24 protein-coding genes are annotated in these 19,640 nt (G+C 51.3%); 16 read left to right on the top strand and 8 right to left on the bottom strand.

All coding sequences use genetic code 11. The features are described 5' to 3' along the window. Positions 1-143: 143 nt before the first annotated feature. On the bottom strand, positions 144-1,142 hold the full coding sequence (fbp, locus tag M977_RS13295; RefSeq protein WP_064515797.1) for a class 1 fructose-bisphosphatase: 999 nt from the start codon (positions 1,140-1,142) through the stop codon (positions 144-146). A 174-nt stretch (positions 1,143-1,316) separates the two neighbouring features. On the opposite strand from fbp, the gene mpl reads away from it, so the two are divergent. Beyond that, positions 1,317-2,687 carry a UDP-N-acetylmuramate:L-alanyl-gamma-D-glutamyl-meso-diaminopimelate ligase gene (gene mpl / locus M977_RS13300; RefSeq protein WP_064515800.1) on the top strand — a complete coding sequence of 457 codons (1,371 nt, stop codon included), beginning with the start codon at positions 1,317-1,319 and terminating at the stop codon, positions 2,685-2,687. Positions 2,688-2,745: 58 nt separating this feature from the next. After that, positions 2,746-3,273 carry a GNAT family N-acetyltransferase gene (locus M977_RS13305; RefSeq protein WP_064516003.1) on the top strand — a complete coding sequence of 176 codons (528 nt, stop codon included), beginning with the start codon at positions 2,746-2,748 and terminating at the stop codon, positions 3,271-3,273. 46 nt (positions 3,274-3,319) lie between these two features. On the opposite strand, the gene yjgA is transcribed toward M977_RS13305, so the two are convergent. Then, on the bottom strand, positions 3,320-3,871 hold the full coding sequence (gene yjgA / locus M977_RS13310; RefSeq protein WP_064515802.1) for a ribosome biogenesis factor YjgA: 552 nt from the start codon (positions 3,869-3,871) through the stop codon (positions 3,320-3,322). Positions 3,872-3,969: 98 nt separating this feature from the next. Between yjgA and pmbA the strand changes: the two genes are divergently transcribed. The 3 genes from pmbA (at position 3,970) to M977_RS13325 (ending at position 6,415) form a co-directional block, all read left to right on the top strand. Beyond that, entirely contained in the window at positions 3,970-5,322 is a 1,353-nt protein-coding gene (gene pmbA / locus M977_RS13315; RefSeq protein ID WP_064515806.1) for a metalloprotease PmbA, read from the top strand. A gap of 53 nt (positions 5,323-5,375) precedes the next feature. Continuing rightward, complete coding sequence (gene cybC / locus M977_RS13320) at positions 5,376-5,762, top strand: cytochrome b562 (RefSeq protein ID WP_064515809.1); 387 nt, start codon at positions 5,376-5,378, stop codon at positions 5,760-5,762. Positions 5,763-5,830: 68 nt separating this feature from the next. Continuing rightward, positions 5,831-6,415, top strand: a complete 585-nt coding sequence (locus M977_RS13325; RefSeq protein WP_064515812.1) for a hypothetical protein — start codon at positions 5,831-5,833, stop codon at positions 6,413-6,415. Positions 6,416-6,479: 64 nt separating this feature from the next. Here the strand turns inward: M977_RS13325 and M977_RS13330 are convergent, their stop codons facing one another. Continuing rightward, a complete protein-coding gene (locus M977_RS13330; protein ID WP_342446875.1) occupies positions 6,480-6,809 on the bottom strand; it encodes a type II toxin-antitoxin system RelE/ParE family toxin in 330 nt (109 codons plus the stop codon). Further along, positions 6,727-7,044, bottom strand: a complete 318-nt coding sequence (locus tag M977_RS13335; RefSeq protein ID WP_064515814.1) for a type II toxin-antitoxin system RelB/DinJ family antitoxin — start codon at positions 7,042-7,044, stop codon at positions 6,727-6,729. The genes M977_RS13330 and M977_RS13335 overlap by 83 nt, the downstream gene beginning before the upstream one ends. Positions 7,045-7,400: 356 nt before the next feature. On the opposite strand from M977_RS13335, the gene mdcA reads away from it, so the two are divergent. The 8 genes from mdcA to mdcH all read left to right on the top strand — a co-directional run bounded on the left by mdcA (position 7,401) and on the right by mdcH (position 14,499). Beyond that, on the top strand, positions 7,401-9,056 hold the full coding sequence (gene mdcA / locus M977_RS13340; protein WP_064515818.1) for a malonate decarboxylase subunit alpha: 1,656 nt from the start codon (positions 7,401-7,403) through the stop codon (positions 9,054-9,056). Then, positions 9,056-9,940 carry a triphosphoribosyl-dephospho-CoA synthase gene (locus M977_RS13345; protein ID WP_064515821.1) on the top strand — a complete coding sequence of 295 codons (885 nt, stop codon included), beginning with the start codon at positions 9,056-9,058 and terminating at the stop codon, positions 9,938-9,940. Before mdcA ends, M977_RS13345 begins: the two co-directional genes overlap by 1 nt. A 9-nt stretch (positions 9,941-9,949) precedes the next feature. After that, entirely contained in the window at positions 9,950-10,249 is a 300-nt protein-coding gene (gene mdcC, locus M977_RS13350) for a malonate decarboxylase acyl carrier protein (RefSeq protein ID WP_064515824.1), read from the top strand. Then, entirely contained in the window at positions 10,242-11,075 is an 834-nt protein-coding gene (locus M977_RS13355) for a biotin-independent malonate decarboxylase subunit beta (RefSeq protein ID WP_064515827.1), read from the top strand. The genes mdcC and M977_RS13355 overlap by 8 nt, the downstream gene beginning before the upstream one ends. Continuing rightward, the gene (gene mdcE, locus M977_RS13360; protein ID WP_064515831.1) at positions 11,072-11,872 is read left to right on the top strand and encodes a biotin-independent malonate decarboxylase subunit gamma; all 801 of its coding nucleotides are present in this window, start codon (positions 11,072-11,074) and stop codon (positions 11,870-11,872) included. Before M977_RS13355 ends, mdcE begins: the two co-directional genes overlap by 4 nt. 138 nt (positions 11,873-12,010) lie before the next feature. Further along, positions 12,011-12,970, top strand: coding sequence for an AEC family transporter (locus M977_RS13365; protein ID WP_064515834.1), 960 nt, complete (start codon positions 12,011-12,013; stop codon positions 12,968-12,970). A 3-nt stretch (positions 12,971-12,973) separates the two neighbouring features. Next, positions 12,974-13,588 carry a malonate decarboxylase holo-ACP synthase gene (locus M977_RS13370; protein ID WP_064515837.1) on the top strand — a complete coding sequence of 205 codons (615 nt, stop codon included), beginning with the start codon at positions 12,974-12,976 and terminating at the stop codon, positions 13,586-13,588. 2 nt (positions 13,589-13,590) lie between these two features. Further along, a complete protein-coding gene (gene mdcH, locus M977_RS13375) occupies positions 13,591-14,499 on the top strand; it encodes a malonate decarboxylase subunit epsilon (RefSeq protein ID WP_064515840.1) in 909 nt (302 codons plus the stop codon). Here mdcH and M977_RS13380 read toward each other — a convergent pair. Then, positions 14,483-15,421 carry a LysR family transcriptional regulator gene (locus M977_RS13380; protein ID WP_064516006.1) on the bottom strand — a complete coding sequence of 313 codons (939 nt, stop codon included), beginning with the start codon at positions 15,419-15,421 and terminating at the stop codon, positions 14,483-14,485. The genes mdcH and M977_RS13380 overlap by 17 nt on opposite strands. Before the next feature lie 306 nt (positions 15,422-15,727). Between M977_RS13380 and M977_RS13385 the strand changes: the two genes are divergently transcribed. The 3 genes from M977_RS13385 to M977_RS13395 are packed head-to-tail and all read left to right on the top strand — an operon-like array spanning position 15,728 to position 18,651. Beyond that, on the top strand, positions 15,728-16,741 hold the full coding sequence (locus M977_RS13385) for a TRAP transporter substrate-binding protein (RefSeq protein ID WP_064515842.1): 1,014 nt from the start codon (positions 15,728-15,730) through the stop codon (positions 16,739-16,741). Positions 16,742-16,788: 47 nt separating this feature from the next. Continuing rightward, positions 16,789-17,331, top strand: coding sequence for a TRAP transporter small permease (locus tag M977_RS13390; RefSeq protein WP_064515845.1), 543 nt, complete (start codon positions 16,789-16,791; stop codon positions 17,329-17,331). A 12-nt stretch (positions 17,332-17,343) separates the two neighbouring features. Further along, entirely contained in the window at positions 17,344-18,651 is a 1,308-nt protein-coding gene (locus tag M977_RS13395; RefSeq protein ID WP_064515848.1) for a TRAP transporter large permease, read from the top strand. 33 nt (positions 18,652-18,684) lie between these two features. Here the strand turns inward: M977_RS13395 and nadS are convergent, their stop codons facing one another. From nadS to M977_RS13405, 3 genes are read right to left on the bottom strand one after another with little or no spacing between them, the layout of a single operon-like run. Next, a complete protein-coding gene (gene nadS / locus M977_RS13400; RefSeq protein WP_064515850.1) occupies positions 18,685-18,969 on the bottom strand; it encodes a NadS family protein in 285 nt (94 codons plus the stop codon). A gap of 27 nt (positions 18,970-18,996) precedes the next feature. After that, positions 18,997-19,080 (bottom strand): helix-turn-helix domain-containing protein, encoded by an 84-nt coding sequence (locus tag M977_RS26130; RefSeq protein ID WP_074392031.1) that lies wholly within the window; start codon positions 19,078-19,080, stop codon positions 18,997-18,999. A 20-nt stretch (positions 19,081-19,100) separates the two neighbouring features. Next, entirely contained in the window at positions 19,101-19,595 is a 495-nt protein-coding gene (locus M977_RS13405) for a glutathione peroxidase (RefSeq protein ID WP_064515852.1), read from the bottom strand. Positions 19,596-19,640: the final 45 nt, after the last annotated feature.

The raw sequence follows: 19,640 nt of genomic DNA on the forward strand, positions 1-19,640 counted from the left end.
GCCCATGAATGGGCCAAATAATCACTTACTCTAGTAAGCTCATCGGGATTTGCTCACTGCCGCCTTGATGCAGTTTCAATTATTTAGGGTATGGAGCGCTATTTATCCTCTCCCGTGGGAGAGGATCGAGGGAGGGCAAGAACTTATGCGTCCGGGTACTCACGGATAAAGCGTTCTACATCATCGACCATATGTTCGTTACCCACGAAGAACGGACGTCGCTGGTGCAGGGTTTCCGGGATGATATCCAGAATACGCTCTTTGCCATCACTCGCTTTACCGCCAGCTTGTTCCGCAAGGAACGCCATCGGGTTGCCTTCATACAGCAAACGCAGCTTCCCTTGCGGGTGGCTTGCGGTGCTTGGGTAAAGATAAATCCCACCTTTCAGCAGGTTGCGGTGGAAGTCGGCAACCAGAGAACCGATATAACGCGAGGTATACGGGCGCTGGGTGTTTGAATCTTCTTCCTGGCAGAACTTAATGTACTTTTTCACACCCTGCGGGAAACGGATGTAGTTCCCTTCGTTGATAGAATAGGTGCTGCCAATTTCCGGGAAGCGCATACGCTCCTGGCACAGGCAGAACACGCCAAGAGAAGGATCGTAGGTGAAGGCATGAACGCCACAGCCGGTGGTATAAACCAGCATGGTTGAAGAGCCATAAACCACATAACCTGCCGCGACCTGACGGTTGCCTGGCTGAAGGAAATCGGCTTCGGTGACAGGAGTGCCTACCGGCGTAATACGGCGATAGATAGAGAAAATGGTACCAACTGATACATTCACGTCGATGTTTGATGAACCATCAAGTGGGTCCATCAGCACCACATATTTGGCATGTTCCGCGCCTTCGAAAACAACGATGTCATCTTCTTCTTCGGAAGCAACACCGGCCACAATCCCTCGGGCTTTCAGTGCTGCTTTCAGTTTTTCGTTTGCGAACAGGTCAAGTTTTTGCTGCACTTCGCCCTGAATGTTTTCAGCTCCGCTGGCACCCAAAATATCAACCAGACCTGCTTTGTTGATATCACGGTGGATGATTTTTGCGCCGAGCTTTATTGCCGACAACAAGGCAGTCAGTTCACCGGTTGCGTGCGAGAACTCATGCTGCTTTTCGACAATAAATTCACCTAACGTTTTCATAACACTTTCCCTGCTTCTGTTAATTAAATGAAACGACTGCAACAATCCTAACAAACTTTCAAATAGTAGCGTACAGGTGAATCGCGCCAGCAAAATGCGGAATATCCTGAAATGCGATTTGCCAGCATCCAACATACGGTTAGAATGTGCGCCAAATAATAAAAGGATAGTTTTATGCGTATTCATATTTTGGGTATTTGCGGCACGTTCATGGGCGGCCTTGCTATGCTGGCTCGTTCACTCGGCCATCAGGTTACGGGCTCGGATGCCAATGTGTACCCTCCAATGAGCACTCTGCTTGAAGAGCAGGGTATTGAATTAATTCAAGGTTACGACCCAAGCCAACTCGATCCACAGCCGGATTTGGTGATCATCGGCAACGCAATGACGCGTGGAAACCCGTGCGTTGAAGCGGTGCTTGAGAAAAGTATTCCTTACATGTCTGGCCCACAGTGGCTGCACGATTTTGTGCTGCGCGACCGTTGGGTGCTGGCTGTGGCGGGTACACACGGTAAAACCACCACTGCAGGTATGGCAACGTGGATTCTGGAAGCCTGTGGCTACAAGCCTGGCTTTGTGATCGGTGGCGTACCGGGTAATTTCGATGTTTCTGCACGCCTGGGCGACAGCCCATTCTTCGTGATTGAAGCTGACGAATACGACTGCGCGTTCTTCGATAAGCGTTCCAAATTCGTGCATTACTGCCCGCGTACATTGATCCTCAATAACCTTGAGTTTGATCACGCGGACATCTTTGACGATCTGAAAGCGATTCAGAAACAGTTCCACCATCTGGTGCGTATTGTTCCGGGGCAGGGGAAAATCATCTGGCCTGAGAACGACACCAACATTAAGCAGACGCTGGCAATGGGCTGCTGGAGCGAGCAAGAGCTGGTGGGTGAGCAAGGCCACTGGCAGGCGAAGAAGCTTAATCCTGATGCATCTAATTGGGAAGTTTACCTGGATGGCGAGCGTGTCGGTGAAGTCCACTGGCAGCTAGTTGGCGAACACAACATGCATAACGGGCTGATGGCGATTGCCGCAGCACGCCATGTGGGTGTTACACCAGCAGATGCCGCGAAAGCCCTGGATAGCTTCATCAATGCACGTCGTCGCCTTGAATTACGTGGCGAAGCGCACGGCGTGACGGTATATGACGATTTTGCTCACCATCCAACGGCGATTCTGGCAACGCTTTCGGCATTGCGTAGCAAAGTTGGCGGCACCGCACGTATTCTCGCAGTGCTTGAGCCACGCTCTAACACCATGAAAATGGGCCTGAGCAAAGATGATCTGGCACCTTCTTTAGGTCGTGCAGACGAAGTCTTCTTGCTCCAGCCTCCGCATATTCCATGGCAAGTGGTTGAAGTGGCTGAAGCCTGTATTCAGCCTGCTTACTGGAGTGCAGATGTCGACACTTTGGCGGATATGGTGGTGAAAACGGCTCAACCTGGCGACCATATTCTGGTGATGAGCAACGGTGGTTTCGGTGGTATTCACCAGAAGCTGCTGGATGCGCTGGCTAAAAAATCAGAAAACCAGTAATCGTACCTTCCTACCATGCCAGCTCGGTCATCGGGCTGGCATTTCCTGGCCTATCAATATGCTCACAATTAAACGTATTACTTCCCCTGATGCTCCGTGGTTTTCGCCCGTGGATGCGTTATATGAAAGCGCTTTTCCATGGCATGAGAAACGTGAACCCGAAGCTAAGGTGAGTGCGCTCAGTAGCCCAAACTACGCTTTGCAAGCCTGGTTTGATGGTGAGCAGTTTATTGGCATGATTGCGTCATGGAGTTTTGGTGATTACACCTACATCGAGCATCTGGCGGTAAACGGGGAATTGCGGGCACAAGGATATGGCAAAAAAATGTTGAGCCAGTTTCTGCAAATGCAGCCGCTGACTATTCTGGAAATCGATCCGTTAACGACTGATATTGCCCAGAAACGCCTGCGCTTTTATCAAAGCCTCGGATTCCATGAGAATGGATTTAATCATTATCATCCGACTTATCACATTGATACATCAGATCACGAGTTGATTGTTTTGAGCTACCCGCATACGATTAGCAGCGAGCAATATCAGCGATTTAATGCGGATTTACGCAGTGTGGTAATGGAGCGGGAATAACGCGCCAGGCACTAAGAAAAATGCCCGCAAATTTGCGGGCATTTTTTTACGCCTGGGTTTCAGCCAGTTCGCGCAGATATGAGAAAATCTGGCGATAAGATTTTGGCGGCTTATTTGCTGCCTTTTCTTTTTGTGCGTTACGAATCAGTACACGTAATTGCTGGCGGTCAGCTTCTGGGTAAAGTCTTAACACTTCACTCATTGCATCATCGCCTTCCTCAACCAAACGATCGCGCAGTGCTTCCAGTTTATGGAACAGTGCGACTTGTTGGTTGTGACGGTTTTTCAGTTTATCGAGCGCTACGCGGATAGGATCCATGTCGCGCGAACGCATCATTTTGCCAATTAACTGAACCTGACGGCGACGGCCTTCTTTTTTGATTTTCTGAGCCAAATCAATAGCGGCACGCAAATCTTCATCAAGAGGGATTTTGTCGAGCGCATTTTTGCCCAACTCCATCAGTTCCATACCCAGGCGTTTTAACTCCTCGGCATCACGCTTAATTTCGCTTTTACTGACCCAGATAATCTCATCATCTTCGTCTTCATTTTCGTTATCTGGTACGTCGTCGAGCCAGTCATCGGGCTGCTTAGTCATATTAGGCTCCTTAAAAAAAGTGGCTAATTCTACCAGTAAAGCCTGTTCACTGCGAAATTGTTCTGTTCCTGTTAGACTTAATTCACTCACCTTACATTATGGCAGTAGCGATGAAAGTAAACACGCAAGTAGCACAACAACGTCAGGTTCTGGAACAAGCGGTATCTCAGGCGCTGGAACTGGCTTCCGCTCAGTCCGATGGCGCAGAAGTTGCCGTCAGTAAAACCACTGGTATCAGCGTAAGTACCCGATACGGTGAGGTGGAAAACGTCGAATTTAACAGCGATGGTGCGTTAGGCATCACCGTTTATCATCAAAACCGTAAAGGCAGCGCATCCACAACAGACCTTAGCCCGGATGCCGTAGCGCGTACCGTGCAGGCGGCGCTGGATATCGCCCGTTACACCTCACCAGACCCGTTTGCGGGTGTGGCAGATAAAGAATTGCTGGCTTATGACGCGCCGGACCTGGACCTTTTCCACCCAACGGAAATGGACGCTGACCGCGCGATTGAACTGGCAGCACGCGCTGAAAATGCATCATTGAACGTCGATAAGCGCATCAACAATACCGAAGGCGGCAGTTTTAACAGCCACTACGGCATTAAAGTTTTCGGTAACAGCAACGGTATGCTGCAAAGCTACTGTTCAACGCGCCATTCGCTTTCCAGCTGCGTTATCGCCGAAGTTAACGGTGAAATGGAGCGTGATTACGCCTATACCATTGGCCGCGCGATGGAAGATCTCGACAGCCCTGAATCAGTGGGCATCGAATGTGCTCGCCGCACCCTTGCGCGCCTGTCGCCACGCAAGCTGTCTACCATGAAAGCGCCGGTTATTTTTGCCGCTGAAGCGGCGACCGGCCTGTTCGGTCACCTGGTTGGCGCGATTGCGGGTGGTTCGGTTTACCGTAAATCCACGTTCCTGCTCGATTCTCTTGGCAAACAAATTCTGCCGGAATGGCTGACCATTGAAGAGCACCCGCATCTGCTCAAAGGCCTGGCTTCAACGCCGTTCGATAGCGAAGGTGTACGTACAGAACGCCGCGACATTATCAAAGACGGTGTCTTGCAGCAGTGGCTGCTGACTAACTATTCCGCGCGCAAACTGGGTCTGAAAAGCACCGGTCATGCGGGTGGTATCCACAACTGGCGTATCGAAGGGCGAGGCCTGGATTTCGCGGGTATGCTTAAAGAGATGGGCACCGGCCTGGTGGTGACCGAGTTGATGGGGCAGGGCGTAAGCGGCATCACTGGCGATTACTCTCGCGGCGCGTCCGGTTTCTGGGTTGAGAACGGCGAAATTCAATATCCGGTGAGCGAAATCACTATCGCTGGAAACTTGAAAGATATGTGGCGTGAAATGGTCACAATTGGTAGTGATATTGAGAAGCGCAGTAATATTCAATGTGGTTCAGTGTTACTCCCAGAAATGAAAATTGCTGGGCAGTAGTTAACCGTAACAGGCGCGTCCTGCCGCGCCTTTCTAATAAAAAAGGTGAGTTAATGCGTAAGCAACTGATTGCAATGTTGGCAGTATCGTCCGTGTTATTTACTGGCGCTGTAATGGCGAAAGATGTTGGCGATGATATGGATACCATCGCTGAAAATTACAAAACCGTGTTGAAGACCGATAATGCGGCAGAGTTAAAAACCTCGCTCAATAATATGCGTATCGCAGCGCTGGATGCGCAAAAGGGCACACCACCAAAGCTCGAGAACAAAGCGGCAGATAGTGCCGAGATGAAAGATTATCGCCACGGTTTGGATTTACTGGTTGGACAGATTGACGGTGCGTTGAAGCTTGCCAACGAAGGCAAAGTGAAAGAAGCGCAGGCAGCAGCAGAAGAATTTAAAACCACTCGCAATGCCTACCATAAAAAATACCGCTAAGCTCATACTGGCCCCTAACCCCTAAGGGGCCGGAACATATCTGTTTATCTTATAAGGACATCTGATTTATGAAACCGATTCAAACCTTCATCAAAGGTGCTGCTACTGTTTCCCTACTGGCATTCAGCATTATGTCCGCCAATGCCACCGTCTTGCCTGTAGCAGGTGATTTCCAGGCCGATCATTTTTCCGCGAAAGTGGTTTCAGTTGATCAAAAAAATCATGTCGTGGTGTTGGAAGGGGAAGCAGGAAATAAAGTCTCTCTCAACGTTCCAGAAGAAGCCGGTACGCTGGCGAATATCAAAGCGGGCGATACCGTTGATACTACTGTTACGCGTTCCGTTGCCATTGCTTTTGATACCAACGTTGATAAAGCCGCACCTACGGCTTCAACCACCAAAGGGATGGAAAAAGCGACCAGTGGTTCACCTGAGCATGAAGCCTTCCGCCAGGTTAACGTTCAGCTCAAAATTAAACACATCGATCTGAAAAAGAATGAAATCACCTTCGTAGGGCCAAAAGGTCAGGAAAAAACGGTAACCGTTGAAGACCCTAAAGTTCAGGCGAAATTGAAAGACTTGAAAGTGAACCAAAGCGTGCGTGTGACTTACACCGACTCAATCAAAATCACTGCCCACCCGGTTAAATCATAATAGCTGATGCATAAACCCTCTTTCCGTTTGTGGGGAGAGGGATTCAATACTGCCAAATAACCGTTCATTCAAACAGCTCGGCATGTGTACCTAAATCTGAAAAGACAATGGTCCGGCTGGCTTCGTCAACGTAATACACCAGCAAATAATCGCCACCGATATGAAGTTCCCGATACTTGTCATATTCACCACTCAGACTGTGGTCGAGGTAATAAGCTGGCAAAGGATTACGGGAGGCAACTAGCCACATAGCTGCAGAAACAGCGTTCATGTCATAGCGACCAGATTTGTTGTAACGTTCCCATGCCTTGCTAAAGGATTTTGTGTGTTTTGTCTGATACGGCTGCTTCGCTCGTTTGTTGTTGACCATCATTGAGTGCATCCATCTGCTCATTTACATCTGAAAATCCGTTTTTGCCGTTATGAAGAATTTCTTGCGTTTCACGCATGGCCTGAAGCAAGCGAGGGCTGGGATTGCGATTAATATCAAATGGTAAGCCTTCGTTTATTACCACTTGTTCAACGAAGAGGCGCAAGGCTGTGCTCATTGTTAGCCCACAGTTTTCAAGAATTTCTGTGGCCTTTTGTTTGGTCTGGCTATCAATGCGAGTGCGAATTACAGAATCCATTATTTCCTCCTTTGCTTTGTGGTTTCATTGTAGCTACAAAATGAATATATTCAATTGCCACAAAACAGGTATCTCTGGCTGCTAATTCAAGCAGGCAGTCATATTCTATAAATTCCCAGCTTGCCACCAACCGCCTGATCACCAGCATGCGGCACTCCTCGCAGGAAAAGTTTTTATATTGCCAGTAGTGCAGAATTCCTGGTCTCGCCTTCCACCCCGATCACAAAACCAAAAGTTCATTATTACTCTAAGGCTAATGATTGTTCCCCGAGCTTAATTGATGGTCTAACCAGTGAGGCGCACAATTTAACCAAGCTAAAGCAAATCAGAATGATTGGCTGAATCAGGAGGTTAAAATGACGGCTTTCCAAAAGCCAGCACGCCAGTGGAACACACGCCGCACTGAGAAACTGCGTCGTATGGCTTCCATCAACGTGCAGGGCAAGGTGCTTCCAACCGAAGATCTTGTCGATATGCTGGAAAAACTGATCGCTCCCGGCGATCGCGTGGTGCTTGAAGGCAATAACCAAAAACAGGCGGATTTCCTTTCCCGCATGTTGGCTGAAGTTAGCCCATCCAAAGTTCACGACCTGCATATGATTATGCCGAGCGTCGGGCGTAGCGAACACCTTGATATTTTTGAAAAAGGTATCGCCCGCAAGCTAGATTTCTCCTTCTCTGGTACCCAGAGCCTGCGTATTTCGCAGCTGCTTGAAGACGGTCAGTTAGAGATTGGTGCCATTCATACCTACATCGAACTCTATTCCCGTTTGTATGTGGATCTCGCGCCAAACGTGGCACTGATTGCCGGTTTTAAAGCTGACCGCAAAGGTAACTTGTATACCGGCGCCAGCACCGAAGACACGCCAGCACTGGTTGAAGCGGCGGCATTCCACGACGGTATTGTTATCGCTCAGGTTAACGAACTGGTTGATGACGAATGTGATTTACCGCGTGTCGATATTCCAGGCTCGTGGATTGATTACGTGGTGGTGGCTGACAAGCCGTTCTTTATCGAACCGCTGTTTACCCGCGACCCGCGTCTTATCAAGCAAGAACACATCCTGATGGCGATGATGGCGATTAAAGGCATCTACGCTGAACACCAGGTGCAATCGCTCAACCACGGTATCGGCTTTAACACCGCCGCCATCGAACTGCTGCTGCCAACCTACGGCGAACAGCTCGGTCTGAAAGGCAAAATCTGTAAACACTGGACGCTGAACCCGCACCCAACGCTTATCCCTGCTATCGAAAGTGGCTGGGTTGAAACCGTGCACTGCTTCGGTGGCGAGCTGGGTATGGAAGAGTACGTGCGCGCTCGCCCGGATGTGTTCTTTACCGGTGCTGATGGCTCGATGCGCTCCAACCGTGCGTTCTGCCAGTTAGCAGGCCAATACGCAGTGGACATGTTCATCGGCTCCACATTGCAGGTTGATGGCTATGCCAACTCCTCAACCGTGACGCGCGGTCGTCTTTCCGGTTTCGGCGGTGCGCCAAACATGGGCCATGACCCACACGGTCGTCGCCATGCAACGGCTGCATGGCTTGCGATGCAGGCCCAACCAGATCTGATGCAGCGCGGCCGTAAGCTCGTTGTTCAGATGGTCGAAACCTTCCAGGCTGGTGTTAAACCAACGTTCGTGGAAAAACTCGACGCAGTTGAAGTGGCTAAATCCTCCGGTATGCCGCTGGCTCCGGTGATGATTTACGGCGACGACGTGACTCACGTGCTGACCGAAGAAGGTATCGCGTATCTGTATCGTGCTGAAAGCATGGAAGAGCGCCGCGCTATGGTGGCATCCGTTGCAGGTATCACTGATATCGGTCTGGGCGTGGATGCTAAACGCGTTGCTGCATTGCGCCAAAGCGGCAAAGTGGTCTTCCCGGAAGACATGGGCATTCGTCGCACCGACGCAACCCGTTCTCTGTTGGCTGCCGGCAGCGTGGCGGACTTAGTGGAATGGTCTGACGGTCTATATAACCCACCTGCGAAATTCCGGAGCTGGTAATGAAACTACAGCCACAGATTGGGAGTGAAGGCAGCGCTGCATGGCTTGCAAGGGTTGCCACCCAAAGCTTGATCACAGAAGCACGCTTAAGCCCGAAACCTGGTCTTGTGGACAGTCGGGGAAGTGGTGCACATCATGACCTGACGCTGGAATTGATGGAGCGCTCTGCGCACAGCCTTTCCCCGACGTTTCATGCTCTGGCATTGCAAAGCTGGCAGCGCCCGGCAGACATCGCTCTGCGCCAACTCGTCGGCCGTTTAGGTCGTGAAGGTGAGGCGCAGATGATGGCAGCTACAGGCGGAGTGAATACTCACCGGGGCGCCATCTGGGCACTCGGTTTGTTGGTCAGCGCTGCTGCGATGCACGGTCTTGAAGGCCGCAGTGAAGAGATTGCGGCAACTGCCGCAAAACTCGCCAGTCTACCAGACAGTTCAGCACCAAAAGTTTTCAGTAAGGGGTTGCTCGCGACACGGCGTTATAGCGTTCCCGGTGCTCGCGAAGAAGCGCAACTTGGCTTCCCGCACATCATGCAACTGGCGTTGCCGCAACTGCGCCGCAGCCGTTTGCAGGGTGCCACGGAACAGCAGGCTCGCCTTGATGCGCTGATGGCCATCATGACGACTCTTAGCGATACCTGCGTGCTTTCACGTGCCGGGCTTGAAGGGCTGGAAACCATGCAAAGCGGTGCGCGTAGCGTGCTGGTAGCAGGTGGCACAGCTCAGGTTGAAGGCCGTGCAGCACTTGCCTGGCTTGATGAGCAGATGCTGGCACTCAATGCCTCACCAGGTGGAGCCGCAGATTTGCTGGCCGCCACGCTGCTGATTGACCGTATCGCCTGCGACGACGCGACGCTTACCCCATTACCGCAACATTCACACTTTTAAGAGGGTGTTATGGAACACATTACATTGTCATTTCCGGCAACTCGTACCGTTAGCGGCAAAGCGCTGGCGGGTGTAGTTGGCTCCGGTGATATGGAAGTCCTGTTTACTGCGGCTCAAAGCGAGACGCTGACTATCGACATCACCACGTCTATTGATAACAGCGAGCAACGCTGGCAGGCGCTGTTCGAACGCCTTGGCGCATTGTCCAGCCTGCCTGCCGGTCAGATGCAGATCCACGACTTTGGCGCGACGCCAGGTGTGGCTCGTATCCGCATAGAACAAGTTTTTGAAGAGGTGACTCATGCGTAACGACAGCAGCTTTATCGAACTCAAAGCGCGTGAACGTGCGCGTTTGCTGCTTGATGACGGCAGTTTCCGCGAATTGCTCGATCCGTTCGAAGGCATTGTGTCCCCGTGGTTAGAAGCTCAGGGCATCGTTGTGCAGTCAGACGACGGCATGGTTGTTGCCAAAGGCACCATTAATGGCGGCCCGGCGGTAGTGATTGCTATCGAAGGCGCTTTCCAGGGCGGCAGCATGGGCGAAGTATCCGGTGCGAAAATGGCCGCGGCCCTTGAACTGGCAGCGGAAGATAACCGTAACGGCATTCCGACTCAGGCCGTTTTGTGCCTCGAAACCGGTGGTGTGCGCTTACAGGAAGCAAACCTTGGCCTCGCAGCGATTGCCGATATTCACGCAGCCATTGTAGACCTGCGCCGTTATACGCCAGTTATCGGCGTGGTGGCAGGAACCGTAGGTTGCTTCGGCGGGATGTCTATCGCTGCCGCACTTTGCAGCTACCTGATTGTGACGCGTGAAGCGCGCCTTGGCCTGAACGGCCCACAGGTTATCGAACAAGAAGCGGGTATCGACGAATACGATTCACGTAACCGTCCGTTTATCTGGAGCATGACCGGTGGTGAAGTTCGCTTTGAGAGCGGTCTGGTGGAAGCGCTGGTAGGTGATGGCGTTAACGCGGTTAAACAAGCGGTGAACGAAGCTCTCGCCAAAGGTGTTCCGGCTAAGCATCGTACCGATAACTATGACTGGTATCTCGATCGCCTGAACAATTTCGACACCACTAAACAGGCTGATTCCGAACAGATTAAGCAGCTTTTTGGGGAGAAACGCGCATGAGCCAGAAACTGAATCGCGCCGCCATTTGGTTGGACAAATTGACTTCAAACGCACCGCGTATGGCTGGCCTTTGCCCGTCTGTGCAAGTGGTTGATGGCGCTGTTGATGGCCAGGCTGCACGTTTTATCGCAGTCGTGCCAGATGAAAGCAACCACTACCCGCGCGCGAAAGGCGGTGAAGTCGGTCTGCTCGAAGGCTGGACGCTGGCGAAAGTCGTAAGCGAAACCATCGCTGAAGATGCTGAAAAGTCAGAGAAACGCGCCATTGTGGCGGTTATCGACGTACCGAGCCAGGCTTATGGCCGTCGCGAAGAAGCGTTTGGTATCCACCAGGCATTAGCGGGGGCCGCAGCGGCCTACGCCAATGCACGTCTGGCAGGTCACCCGGTTGTTGGCCTGATTGTTGGCAAAGCGATGTCCGGTGCATTCCTGGCACACGGCTACCAGGCTAACCGCCTGATTGCGTTCAACGATTCCGGCGTGATGATCCACGCAATGGGCAAAGAGTCTGCGGCACGCATCACCTTGCGTACCGTTGAGGCGCTGGAAAAACTGGCGGCGACCATCCCTCCGATGGCGTACGACATCAGCAACTACGAAACCCTCGGGTTGTTATCCGCGTTACTTGATATCGCGAACCCTGAAGCGCCAGAAGCAGGCGATATGGGCAAAGTGAATGAAGCGCTGGCTACCGCAGTCCGCGAAGCTCGCACGGATAACACGCTGAAAAACCGACTGAATGCGAAAAATCGCCACAGTTCGGCACTGGTTCGTGAGCGTATGCGCGCGGCCTGGTAAATCACCAATGTATTACAGACAGACCTGCCAGACAGTCAATAATGGGCACACTTGATGTGCCCAACTAAAAAATAACCGTCTGAAAAATAATAACTATCGCGAACGTGCTTGAATTCTTTTTTAACTACAGGTGAAGTTATGACTTACGTGATCGTTCATGCTCTTGCTCCTATTTTTGTCATCATGCTGCTCGGCTTTTTCGCCGGCAAAGCAAAGATGGTCGATAACAAAAATGTTTCCCTGCTCAATATCTTTGTCATGGATTTCGCCCTGCCTGCTGCGCTGTTTAGCGCAACGGTTCAGACCCCTTGGGAAGGTATCGTTAAACAGTCACCAATGAGTGTGGTGCTGGTTCTGGCGATGTGGATCACCTACGCTGCCATCTATTTCATGGCGACCAAAGTATTCAAAAAATCGCCACAAGATGCGGCGGTACTGACGCTGACCGTAGCACTGCCAAACTATGCTGCACTTGGCCTGCCAATTCTGGGTAGCGTGCTGGGTGAAGGCCCATCAACGTCGCTGTCTGTTGCGGTCTCTATCGCCTGCGGTTCCGTACTGATGACACCGTTCTGCCTGATGATTCTGGAGCGTGAAAAAGCGCGTGCTGCTGGCGAAGCTGCTGGTTCAACACTGGCGATGCTGCCTGTTCTGATGTGGCGTTCACTGAAAAAGCCAATCGTCTGGGGCCCGCTGCTGGGTGTGATTCTGTCAGCAATCGGCATTCGTATGCCTGACTTGCTGCTGTCGTCTATCAAACCATTAGGCATGTCAGCAACGGCTGCGGCACTGTTCCTGACCGGTGTGATCCTTTCTGCCCGTAAGCTGAAAATCAACACCGTGGTTTGCACCGCGACTATCACCAAACTGCTGATTCAGCCATTCATCGCCTGGGGTATCGTGATGGCGTTGGGTCTGAGCGGCCCGATTGCTATCACCGCGATCCTGATGATTGCACTGTCTGCGGGTTTCTTCGGCGTGGTGTTCGGCAACCGTTTCGGTGTGCAGTCCCCGGATGCAGAGGCAGTATTGCTGCTTAGCTCCGTGCTCTCTATCCTGTCTTTACCGCTGTTTATCTCTCTGACTTCAGGAATGTAAAACATGAACACACCACGCCCACACGACTTGCTCTGGCTTAGCGAAAGCAACGCGCTTGAAGGCGTGAGTGAAGAGTGGGTTGCAAGCCAGTGGCGGCCAGCTCTGCCAGTGGTGGTGCGGCGTGATGTGAATCATGAAGGGCGCATTCCGGTAGGTGTTCGTGGAATGCGCCGCGACCAGCGTGCAGCCGGTTGGGTGAATGCCGCAAAGATTAAACGCGTCGTTTCCCCAGAATCACTGGCTGCACGCGAACTCTTAGTCAAATCCCCGTTTGTTTCAATGCCGCCTGTTCAGGGGGCTATTCAATTGGCACTGCGAGAGTGGCCTTGGGTTTGGGGCATTACCGGCAGTGTTGGTTATGCGCTGGCAACGGAAGTTCCGGTGCTGCATGCGGATAGCGATCTCGATTTAATCATTCGTTGCCCTGAGCCTGTCGAGCACAAATTGCTGCTCGAATGGCAGCAGGTTATCGGCCAATTATTGTGCCGCGCCGATACGCAAATCGAAACGCCGCAGGGTGCGTTTGCGCTGGCAGAATGGCTGCGTGACGGACGTGTGTTGTTGAAAGCAAGCAGCGGGCCGCAGTTAGTTAGTGACCCATGGATGCAAAAGGGATAAGCATGAAAATTCTCTTCACCTTTCCCGGGCAGGGAACACAACGTGCTGGCATGTTGCAGGCATTACCGCAAGATGGCGACATTTTAGCGCGAGTTCGCACAGTTTTAGGCGATGAAACCGACTCGCTTGATACCCCTGAATCCCTGAAGCATACCCGTGCAGTCCAACTCTGCTTGCTGATTGCAGGCGTTGCGTGGGCACAAGAACTTGAGAATAACGGCGTGCCGCCAGATATGGTCTGCGGGCTATCCATTGGTGCTTTTCCGGCGGCGGTTGTCGCAGGGGCGTTAGGTTTTGAAGATGCGCTGCGTTTAGTGGCATTGCGTGGTGATTTAATGGAGCAGGCGTACCCGCAAGGTTATGGCCTGACTGCAATCACCGGCCTGCAATTGAGCCAGGTCGAGCGGCTGGTGGAAGGTAGCGGAACGTTTATCGCTAATATTAACGCCGAGCAGCAAATCGTGATTGCCGGGCGCGATGACGAAATGGCTGCCGTGGCGCATAAAGCGCTGGCATCGGGTGCGCAAAAAGCGAAACAGCTGGCGGTTAGCGTACCGTCGCACTGCGAATTACTGCGTGAGCCGGCACTCAAACTGCAACAGGCTTTTGCCGATGTGACACTTTCGCGCGCCCGTTGTACTTACCTTAGCGGCAGCACCGCGCGCGTGCTATGGCAACCGGAACAGATCGCAGATGATCTGGCGCTAAATATGTCGCGCACCGTGCGCTGGCGCGATGCGATGATCGCCGCTAACGAACGCGATGTTCGTCTGGCAATCGAAATGCCGCCGGGAAGTGTGCTGACAGGTTTGACCCGCCAGGCATTCCGCGAAGGGGATATGTTGTGCCGTGAGCAAAGCAATGTAGCCTTGATTCAACGTCTTGCCGAGCGCGTTAAAGCGGCGCGTTAGGCGTATCTATAAACGAACGGGCGTACATGCGCCCTTCGGCGGCGAGCGCCAGCAAGTTTGGATCGAGTTCGCGGTTTCGGGCAAAGACAATCGCGATGGACTGCTGCATTTGATACGGCTCGGCAAGTTTGAGCAACTGCACCGAATTTTCATACACTTTCTTCATACGTCCCGGCATTAACGCCAGCCCCACACCCGCCTGCACCAGGCTTATCATCGAGAAAATATCGTTCACTCGCGTAACAATTTCTGGCTCAAAACCGGCAATGTGAAACGCTTCCTGGAAACCGTTGTAGGTGGCAAAACCTTCTGCGAGCGAAACAAACTTCTCATCACGATAATCACGTAAATCTGCCAGCTTGCTGGTATCGAGCGGGAAAGAAGAGGTCGCCGCGAGGAAAATATCGTCATGAAAAAGTGGGAGTACTTCAAGGCGGTTACGGTCTATTTCGCTTTCCGAAATAGAAATCAGAATTGCGTCGAGTACGCCGTCTTCGAGCATGTTGAGTAGCATTTGGTTGGAGCCCATGGTCAGGTCCATCTCCAGCTCAGGGCGACGCAGTTTCATCCCCATAATCAGGCGCGGAACGGTTTCGAGCGTCAACGAATAGAGCGTACCGATGCGCAATCGTCCTTGCCCAACCCCCGCTGCCTGGCGCGTTTCTGCAATACCCCGTGCCATCAATGCCACCGCTTCCTGGCTGTGTTCTAGCAGAGTGTAAGCCGACGGCAGTGGCACAAGGTTGCGGCCTTTATGGATAAACAGCGGGCAGCGCACGCCTTCTTCAAGCGTATGCAACGCGCGATGGACGCTTACACCACTAATACCGAGTGTTTCAGCGGTACGGGCGATATTCCCCTTTTCCATAAACGCCATAAAAATCTCGAGTTTACGGAAGGTGATTTCTGCATCTATTTTCATTAAGTTTCCGAATGTTTCACCCAGCGAGATTGCCATAAAGTACCCTAAAACCGTTGCTGCTTCACTGACTCAGATCTTGTCTGTGCTCGCCTTGTTTCTGGCAGCCGCCATTTATCCTTCCGAAAATAGTTCATTAATCGTACGATTTTTGAGCGTAAAATTCTGCAATTTTGAGATCTCATCAGCAAAATGAATCAAAAGTTCTTTTTAAATAAAATAACGTTTCATTCTTCGTGGGTTTGGTGTGTAAATGATTTCCAAACGGAATAATACCGAACCGAAATCATGGATAAGGGAGTCTGAAGGATGCAGCATTTCAAACATGTTTTGCCAAAAATTTCGCTGGTTGCTACCGCCGTTGCGGCGACAATTTTACTGAGCGGATGTGGAGATGACGCAGCGCCAACAGGCCCTGTAGTCCTGAAAACAGCGTTTAACCAGTCTGAAAACAACCCACAATACAAAGCATTAGTCTCTTTCAGCGATAAACTGGAAGCGGCGACTAATGGCCGCTACAAACTTGAAATTCACCCTAACGAACTGTTAGGTGACCAGCGTGCTTCGCTGGAACTGGTTCAGTCTGGCGCGATTCAGATGGCGGTCGTCGCCAACCCACTGGTCGAAAACTTCAATAAAAACTTCTCTGTTCTGGCGATGCCGTACGTTTACGACAACCCGGAACATCAGCGCAAAGTGTTTACCTCTGGCGTGCTCGATAACCTGTTTGCTTCCACCAAAGGCACCGGTTTTGAAGTTATTACCGCGTACACAGCAGGCGCGCGAAGTATTTACACCAAAGGCGCCGCAGTCACCAGCCCGGCCGATATGCAGGGTAAAAAGATCCGTGTAATGCAGTCTGACACCATGATCAAAATGTTGTCTTGCATGGGCGGAACCGGTGTGCCGATGGGGCAAGGTGAAGTCTATTCAGCGATTCAGCAAGGCGTGCTGGATGGTGCTGAAAACAACGAGATCACTTATGCCGACCTGAAGCAGTACGAAGTTGCTCCGTATTTCTCAGCAACGCGTCATGTCATGGTGGCTGATTTGCTAGTCGCTAATGAAAACTTCATCGCCAAGATGGATGAAAGCGACCGCGAGCTGTTCCGCAAACTGGCTAAAGAGAGTACCCAGACTCAGTTTGAGCTGTGGGACAAAGCCCTTGATGGCGCACGCCAAACCGCGAAAGACAACGGCGCAGTCTTTACCGAAGTGGACATCAAACCATTCCAGGAACGTTGCAAACCGCTGCAATCAGCCATGTTGACCACCCCGGAACAAAAAGCGCTGTACGAAAAAATTCGTGAGATGGCCGAGTAATAAGGTTTGAAGTTTGGGGGATCTTCGGGTCCCCCGTGGAGATAAAAATGAAAGTTGCTCAATCCGCCCCCTCTACCGCTGTATCCAAATCTGATTTTTATTCGCTTGTCACACGAGTAAAACAGGCCGTGGATAAAGCTGCGTCTTATCTGTGTATTCTGATTGTTGGTTTAATGACTTTGTTGGTGACCTGGCAGGTTGCGTCGCGCTATTTGTTTAATAGCCCGAGTGCGGTCAGTGAAGTGCTGGCGCGTTATTTGTTTATCTGGCTGGTGCTGATTGGCGGGGCATATGTTTTTGGCCTGCGCGAGCACATGGCTATTACGTTTATGCGCGATAAAATGCCGCGTAAATTGCGCCTTTCTCTGGAAATTGTTGGCGAGTTAGCCACTTCAGTATTTGCATTACTGGTGCTGACTATCGGTGGTTATATCGGTATGAGCCGCCAGATGGCGCAGCTCGACTCCGCATTACAAATCCCTATCGGCATTATCTACATTGCGATTCCGCTGAGCGGTGCATTGACGCTGTTCTATTGTCTGTATAACCAATATGGGTTGTTCAGAAAGTTCTCTTCGAAACAAGATTGATTGGGTGTCGATATGGATATTGCAATTATTGTTGCTCTGGTGATGTTTAGCGGCGTATTTATTCTGCTGCTAGCGGGAACGCCAATTAGTATTAGTATTGGGATCTCATCCTTCGCCGCGATGTGTCTTATTTTACCGTTCGATGGCGCGATATTAACCTCTGCCCAGCGCGTCTTTGTCGGCCTCGACTCCTTTGCCTTATTAGCCATTCCCTTCTTTATTCTGGCCGGGAATTTAATGAACAATGGCGGGATAGCCATTCGTTTAATTAACTGTGCAAAATTGATCAGTAATTTCCTGCCGGGGCCTCTGGCGCAAACCAACGTCGTCGCCAACATGCTGTTTGGCTCCATCAGTGGTTCAGGCGTGGCATCTGCGGCAGCGGTCGGTGGCATCATGTCGCCAATTCAGAAAAAAGAGCAGTATGACCCGGCGTTTAGTGCCGCTGTGAATATCGCTTCTGCACCAACGGGTATGCTGATCCCACCTAGTAACTCTTTGATTGTTTATGCAACGGTTGCAGGCAGCGTGTCTATTTCCGCTCTGTTTATGGCGGGTTATGTGCCTGGCATTCTGTGGGGCCTGGGGGTGATGATTGTCGCCGGGGTTATTGCAAAACGCCGGGGTTATGTAGCCGACCGTTCTGCGGATAAAGGCAAAACGTTACGCATTCTGTTTGATGCAATTCCAAGCCTGATGATGATTGTTGTGGTTATCGGCGGCATTCTGGGGGGCGTATTTACCGCAACAGAAGCCTCGGCAATTGCGGTGGTTTATTCGCTGGTGCTCGGCGTTATTTACCGCAATATCAAAATGGATGATTTGCCGAAGATATTCCTCGCGACCGCGAAAATGACGGCGATTGTTATTTTCATGCTGGCGGCATCGTCGATTATGTCGTGGGTCATGGCGTTTACCAAAATCCCTGCGCTGATTGCCTCCGGTTTACTTTCTGCAACAGATAGCTTCATCGTTATTCTGCTGATTATGAACCTGGTATTACTGCTGGTGGGCACCTTTATGGACCCAACACCTGCGGTATTAATCTTCACCCCAATTTTCCTGCCAATCTGCATGCAGTTTGGAATGGACCCGGTACATTTCGGTATCATGATGGTGTTCAACTTATCGCTTGGCACAATTACGCCGCCGGTAGGGCCAATATTATTTACCGGCTGTAAGGTGGGGGATATTAAGATTGAGCGCGTGATTAAACCGTTGCTGCCATTCTTTGCGGTGATTGCGATTGTTCTGATGATGGTAACCTATTTACCGGCTATCACCATGGCACTGCCACAGAGCATGGGTCTGGTTAAATAGATTAAAGTTGGCGGGGATTTTCCCCGCCAATCACTAATGCGCAGCTAATTCCTGGAAGAATGCAGGGTTAGCCTGGATAGTTGCCAGCACTTTTGCAGCAAGCCCGGTTGGGTTACGCCTTCCGGACTCCCAGCTTTTGATTGTATCAACGCTAGTACCAAGTGCCTTGGCCATCTCACTCTGCGACACATTCAGCTGTTCCCTGATTGCCTTAACATCAGCGATCTCATAACGGGTGACATGGGCGGGAGATTGAACGCCATTTTTAATATCGACCGCTTCTTCAAGGGACGCTTTCAGGTCGTCAAAAAAGCTCATATGACACCTCGTTTTTCAGTATTTTCGTCAATTTCTTGAGAGAGTAGCCAGCGAAAAGCCTTTCTTATTCAGCGAGGCAATAATTTCGGCTTTATGCCAGTGGGAAGATATTTAAAAGTGAATGGTTCGAATTACAGTGACACTTTGATTTCAAGTGCAGCAAGGATTGCGGCTTCCATTTTCTCCGGGGTGGAGATAGGAGCAAAACGCTTGAGCGGTTTGCCGTCGCGTCCGATCAGAAACTTAGTGAAATTCCACTTTATTCGCCCACCCAGCACACCGGGTAATTCATCCTTCAGGTAACGAAACAACGGGTGCGTTGCTGCGCCGTTGACCTCCACTTTCTCGAACATCGGGAAGCTCACGCCGTAGTTGATATGACAGGTCTGCGCGATTTCGTCGGCACCGCCGGGTTCCTGCTTACCGAACTGGTTGCAGGGGAAACCAAGCACCACCAGACCCTGGGCGGCGTACTTCTTGTAGAGCGCTTCAAGGCCTGCGTATTGTGGCGTGAAGCCACAATGGCTGGCGGTATTAACCACCAGAACCAGCTTGCCAGCGTAGTCAGCCATAGAGATGAGCTGGCCACGCAGACTGGTGGCAGTAAGTTGATGAAAGGTGGTCATGTCGGAATCCTCAGAGCAGAATCAGTTTGACGTTAGCATTGCCAC

This window comes from Buttiauxella gaviniae ATCC 51604 (genome assembly GCF_001654835.1).
Taxonomy (GTDB): Bacteria; Pseudomonadota; Gammaproteobacteria; order Enterobacterales; family Enterobacteriaceae; genus Buttiauxella; species Buttiauxella gaviniae.